This window comes from Streptomyces alkaliphilus (assembly GCF_014141535.1).
Taxonomy (GTDB): domain Bacteria; phylum Actinomycetota; class Actinomycetes; order Streptomycetales; family Streptomycetaceae; genus Streptomyces; species Streptomyces alkaliphilus.
In genome coordinates, this window is the sequence record NZ_VKHT01000423.1 from 1 (window position 1) to 4,299 (window position 4,299).

General features: G+C 72.5%; 3 protein-coding genes. 2 read left to right on the forward strand and 1 reads right to left on the reverse strand.

Annotation, left to right across the window (positions count from 1 at the left end; genetic code table 11):
- The first annotated feature begins 163 nt into the window (after positions 1-163).
- Both FNQ90_RS14210 and FNQ90_RS14215 read left to right on the forward strand, forming a co-directional pair.
- A complete protein-coding gene (locus FNQ90_RS14210) occupies positions 164-1,816 on the forward strand; it encodes a WD40 repeat domain-containing protein (protein ID WP_182606722.1) in 1,653 nt (550 codons plus the stop codon).
- A 153-nt stretch (positions 1,817-1,969) separates the two neighbouring features.
- On the forward strand, positions 1,970-2,305 hold the full coding sequence (locus FNQ90_RS14215) for a hypothetical protein (RefSeq protein ID WP_182606723.1): 336 nt from the start codon (positions 1,970-1,972) through the stop codon (positions 2,303-2,305).
- Between the two features lie 305 nt (positions 2,306-2,610).
- On the opposite strand, the gene FNQ90_RS14220 is transcribed toward FNQ90_RS14215, so the two are convergent.
- The gene (locus FNQ90_RS14220) at positions 2,611-4,281 is read right to left on the reverse strand and encodes a DNA repair helicase XPB (RefSeq protein WP_182606724.1); all 1,671 of its coding nucleotides are present in this window, start codon (positions 4,279-4,281) and stop codon (positions 2,611-2,613) included.
- Between the last annotated feature and the right edge of the window lie 18 nt (positions 4,282-4,299).

Sequence of the window (4,299 nt, forward strand, 5' to 3'; positions counted from 1 at the left end):
GGAGGGGGGTGGGCGAGCACGTCACCCGGTGGCCGTTTCGTCCGACGGGAACCGGGTCGTCTCGGTCGACGGCGAGGGAGGCATCACGGTTCACGACCTGCTCTCCGGCCGGTGCTCGACGGTTCGGGGGCCGGAAACACCGACAACTCCCGGAGCGGGGCCGGTGCGCGCGGTCGCGGCCGGTGACGACGGCACCCGGGTGGCGATCGGCACGGACGAGGGGGTGACCATCCGGGACACGCGGACGGGGCAGCGGGAAGCCGGGTTGGAAACCGGGGTTCGGCCCGTCTCCCTCGCCCTCTCCCCCGACAATCGGTGGTCCCTGGTGGGTACCCGGGACGGTGCCGTGTTGTGGTGGGAACCCGGGACCGGGAAGACCGGGCTCCTGGTGCCGGGCGACCCGACGTTCCGACGGACCGGGGCGGGGGAGAGGCCGCTGCCGATGGGAATGCCAGCCGTCGCGGTGAGCGGGAACGGGAGGATGGTGAGCGCGGACCACGAGGGGACGGTCAGCCTGTGGTGGGGAGCGAACGGGGAACCGAGGAGGAACGATCCCACGGAGGTCGACAGTGGCCGTGTCGCCACCGCGCTGGCCGTTTCGCCGGACGGTCGATGGATCGCGCTCGGCCACGACGACGGGTTGGTCCGGGTACGGGCCGACGCGGTGGTTCCCCGGCCCCGACCCCCCAACGCCGGTGATCAGGGGGCGTACGTCGCAGTGCCGTCCGACGGGGGTCGGGTGCTGGCAGGCAGGAACGGATCGATCCTCGGCCTGAAGCTGTGGAACCTCTCGGACCCGGGAGACGAGCCCGACCAGGCAGCCCTTGCCGCTCTCACCGGACAGGCCCGTTACGTCATGACGGTCGCCGCGGCACCCACCGGGCGGTGGCTGGCGGCGTATCACTCGTTCGAGGACGTCATCCGGGTGTGGAGGGAACACGACGGGGCCGATATCCGGAAGCTTCCGATGGAACACCTTCCTTCCCGCGAGGGCCACGGGCGGAGCCGTTGCATGGCCTTCTCCGCGCACGGTGAACTGGCCCTCGGGACGAACTACGGACAGGTTCACCTGTGGCGGGTGGAGACCGGCCGTCCCTCGGGAACACTCCACCTGAACGAGGAGAGCATCGACCTGCGTGAACGTCCGGGTGTCCTCCAACGCCTCATGACGCGGCTCGCTCCCGGTGATCGGGAAGGAGCCGGCTCCTGGCCGTACTGGCTGCTTCAGGCGGTTCTGCCGATCCGGTTCCTCGGTGATGACGCCGTGACGGCGGTGTCGTTCATCCCGGACGGCCGGCTCGTCGTGGGAAGCGAGAACGGACGGGTCCACCTCTGGGATCCGCGGACCCGGAGTTCGACCTGCCTCGTTCGCCATGGTGAACGTGTGCGTGAGGTGCTCCGGCCACTGTTCCGGGAATACCTTTCGCACCCCTCGACCCTCATCGGCCACCGGCGCTTCGGCGTGACGAAGCGCGAAGGACGTTATCCGGTCGCCGTGGGAGTCTCCGGAACGCGCCCGGACGTCACGGTGGCGTACCGGGACGGTCTGATCCTTCGCCGGCGTGCGGGCACGGAGGATTTCGTCCGACTCGCCGGGCCGGGAGGGGAGGCGACATCGTTGGCCTGTTCCGTCGAGGGGTACGTCGCCGCGACCCGCAGGGACGGGCTCGTGCGGGTGTGGGGTCCCGAGGGCGACGGTCCCATCGCCCTTCAGCGCACGGACCGGGAGCTGTACGCCTGCGCATGGACACCCGACGGCCATCATCTCGTCGTCGGTGGGACGGCGGGTCTGTACCTCTACCGCTTCCACCGCTGAGACCCCGCCCCATCCCCCGTGTGCCCGGGGGTTCGAACCCCCGGGGCGCTCCCCGGCACGGGCCCGGTACCCCTACGGGGTGTTCACCCGAACGGTTGATCAGGGGTGATCCGGAATTCGGTCCCCCGAATGATGACGAAGGGGGGCTTCCGGTTGCAGTCTGGACATATGGCCACCACGACTTTTCCCCACCGCCGTCACCGTACCGTTCCCGGCGCCACCGCCCTGGGGGCCGACGGGAAGGGCCGCGTCGCCCCGCACCGTCACCCCCTCGGCGATACCCTGCGCGCCGCGCGGGTCTTCCTGGTCACCGCCGCCGAGGTGGCGCTCCTCGGTCGCGTGGACCGCGAGAGCCTCGCCGGTGACCGCCGGCGCACCGGCCCGCCGGGGCGCGACCCCGACGCATCCGCCGACGTCACCGCGCCGGCCGACCCCGACGGCATCGCGCCGCCCGGGGGGCCGGCCGCCGGAATCCCGCACCGCGCCTGAGCGGGCGCCGGGTCCCCGGCCGCCACGTCCCGGCAGCGCCGTCTCCCGGGTCGGCCCCCCGTCCGGGACCCGCCTCCCGCCCGATGGGCGTCACACCCGGCCGCCGGCCGGGGCCGGACCCGTCGCGGTCGGACCGGGCCGTGCCCGGACCGGTGGGCGCACCGGCCCGGGTGTCCGACCCGGCGAACGGCGTCCCGCGCCGACCGCCCGTCCCCTCCGTCGCGGCGGCGGCCGAACCGGCGGGCGATCGGCTCACGCGCGCCCGCCCCCGATCCCGGCACCCGGGCGCCCCGGGGCCGGCTCCGTCAGGGGTTGGACTCCGGCTCGGGGGCGTCCTCCGCCGTGATCTCGCTCGCGTCCACGATCCGGTACGCGTACCCCTGCTCCGCCAGGAACCGCTGCCTGTGCGCCGCGAAATCCTGGTCCACGGTGTCCCGCGCCACCACCGAGTAGAACCGCGCCTCGTGCCCGTCCGCCTTGGGCCGCAGCACCCGGCCCAGCCGCTGCGCCTCCTCCTGTCGGGACCCGAACGTCCCCGACACCTGGATGGCGACGGTGGCCTCCGGCAGGTCCACCGAGAAGTTCGCGACCTTCGAGACCACCAGCACCGACACCTCCCCGGAGCGGAAGGCGTCGAAGAGCTTCTCCCGCTTCGCGTTGGTCGTCTCGCCCTTGATCACCGGCGCGTCGAGCGTCTCGCCCAACTCGTCGAGCTGGTCGATGTACTGCCCGATGACCAGCGTCTGCTCCCCGGCGTGCCGGCGCACCAGCCGCCCGACCACCCGCAGTTTGGAGTCGGTGGTGGCGCAGAACCGGTACTTCTCCTCCGGCTCGGCCGCCGCGTACGCCAGCCGCTCGGAGTCGGTCAGGTCCACCCGGACCTCCACGCAGTCGGCCGGAGCGATGTACCCCTGGGCCTCGATCTCCTTCCACGGCGCGTCGAAGCGCTTGGGGCCGATGAGCGAGAAGACGTCGGACTCCCGGCCGTCCTCCCGCACCAGCGTCGCGGTCAGGCCGAGGCGCCGCCGGGCCTGGAGGTCGGCGGTGAACTTGAAGACCGGCGCCGGCAGCAGGTGCACCTCGTCGTAGACGATCAGGCCCCAGTCGCGGGAGTCGAACAGCTCCAGGTGCGGGTAGATCCCCTTCCGGCGGGTGGTCAGCACCTGGTAGGTCGCGATGGTGACCGGCCGGATCTCCTTGCGGGAGCCGCTGTACTCGCCGATCTCGTCCTCGGACAGCGAGGTGCGGCGCACCAGCTCCGCCTTCCACTGCCGGGCGGAGACGGTGTTGGTCACCAGGATCAGCGTGGTGGACCGGGCGGTGGCCATCGCCCCCGCGCCGACCAGGGTCTTCCCGGCGCCGCAGGGCAGGACCACCACGCCCGACCCGCCGTGCCAGAACCCCTCCACGGCCTGCCTCTGGTACGGGCGCAGCGCCCAGCCGTCCTCCCGCAGGTCGATGGGGTGCGCCTCGCCGTCCACGTACCCGGCCAGGTCCTCGGCGGGCCACCCCAGCCGCAGCAGCGTCTGCTTGATCTGACCCCGCTCGGAGGGGTGCACGACGACGGTGTCCTCGTCGATGCGGGCGCCGACCAGCGGCTTGATCCGCTTGGAGCGCAGGATCTCCTCCAGCACCGGCCGGTCGGTGCCGGTCAGCACCAGACCGTGCGCGGGGTGCTTGGAGAGGGTCAGCCGGCCGTAGCGGGCCATCGTCTCGGCCACGTCCACCAACAGGGACTGCGGCACGGGATAGCGGGAGTGGGTGAGCAGGGCGTCCACCACCTGCTCGGCGTCGTGACCGGCGGCCCGCGCGTTCCACAGGCCCAGCGGGGTGACCCGGTAGGTGTGGATGTGCTCGGGGGCGCGCTCCAACTCGGCGAAGGGCGCGATGTCCCGACGGCAGGCGTCGGCCCGCTCGTGGTCGACCTCCAGCAACAGGGTCTTATCGCTTTGGACGATCAACGGACCGGCGTTCACGCGCGTTCTCCTCCGGCG